Source organism: Bacillus sp. EB V-12 (assembly GCF_056158125.1).
Genome location: NZ_JBUXJL010000048.1, coordinates 1 through 1,532, shown reverse-complemented (window position 1 = coordinate 1,532; position 1,532 = coordinate 1). Strand labels below are relative to the sequence as shown.

2 protein-coding genes are annotated in these 1,532 nt (G+C 37.0%); both read left to right on the top strand.

What is annotated here, in order from left to right:
* The coding region (locus ACZDYH_RS30310; protein WP_474888036.1) for a hypothetical protein at nt 1-751 on the top strand (751 nt) is incomplete at its 5' end.
* A 2-nt stretch (nt 752-753) separates the two neighbouring features.
* Nucleotides 754-1,532 (top strand): hypothetical protein (locus ACZDYH_RS30305; protein ID WP_474888034.1); only part of this gene is annotated, 779 nt, incomplete at its 3' end.

Sequence of the window (1,532 nt, the reverse complement as noted above, 5' to 3'; positions counted from 1 at the left end):
GCCTGCTGAATCGGAAATTGATGAGGATAATGTTGACTTCTTTCGTGCTTTTGTAGAAGACATTAAGGAAATCGATAATCATATGATTCGGTATTATGATGACACATTTGTTCTGATTGCGGAAGCACATCCAGTTAACTATTATTTACTCTCCAATATGGAACAAGAAGCAATTGATATCAAAATTGAATCATGGTTAACCACATTAGAATATAATACGAAAGTATATATTCAAAGTAAGTTTGTGGATTTAACAGATCCTGTACGCAAAATGACAGAAACGATGAAAGGTGCGAAGGACCTTACACCAGAGACGGTTCTATATGGACAAGAAGTTATCGATAACTTAGAGTACTGGCAGCGTTCGCAACCTCGATATGAACAAAAGCGTTATTTAATTTATCCATATAAGGTTGATATTAGTACGATTACTGCTGATACAGAGGAAGAGTTGGAAGAAAAGATTGTGGATAAGGCGTTTAACGAATTATATCGCCGTTATAATGCTTCTCGAAATCTACTATCAAAAGCAAAAATTAATGTAGAAATGTTAACGAAAGATAAATTAATAGAACTTTTATATGTAGCATTTAACCGTCGGAAAGCTGTAAAAGCTCGTTTCCAGGACTTAATTGAAAATGAGAATTTCTCCCTCTATTCAACAGGGGAAACAAATGAAAGAAAACTAGAGTTAATGAAGAAAGTGCTAGCAGAAGAAAAGGCAGAAAAATCAAATAACGGGGTGGCGTAAACATGAAGTTGTTCGGAAGAAAGAAAAAGGAAAAGAAAAAAATAGAAGCAGAAGAGAGGGACGAATTGGAGCTAGAGGAGGAAGAGTTGGAAGAAGAGGAAGTACCGACGCAATTAGACAATCAAACAACAGTGTTTGATGTTATTGCCCCAGAAGGAATGAAAATTGATGCAGAAGATTATGGGGTTATTAAACAATCTTTAGGAAGTAATACGTTCTTCCGTCCGTTTTATATTCCACGTGATGGGTACCCGCGTATGATGCAAACGAATTGGCTGAACATGTTAACTTCGGCCGGGGAAGTGGATGTCATGATTGATATTCATAAAGAGCCAAAAGCTAAAGCAATGCGATCATTAGATATGCAGCTGACGATGTTACGTTCCAATCTTTCTTTCCAACGTACACGAGGAAACATTGACCAAGAAAAAGACTTGGATGCAAAAATTCAAGATACAAACAATTTAATGGATGAAATCCAGTTCAATGAAAACGACTCGTATATGGTGAGTACAATGGGTGTTGCGTATGCCGAATCAAAGAAAGAATTGGACGTTTTATGTGAGTATATTGAAGATGAAATGCAAGCATCTCACTTTAAGATTGCGAGTACTTGGAATCGTGTGAAAAGTGGTTTGAAAGCTACTATGCCACTAGGGGCACCAAATACGCTGCAAGATACCTATCGAAATATCGATAGACGTGCGTTATGTACATTTGCACCTTTTGTGTCAGGTTCCGGAAGGTTTAATGGTGGGATACCAATAGGAAAGAACAAAAT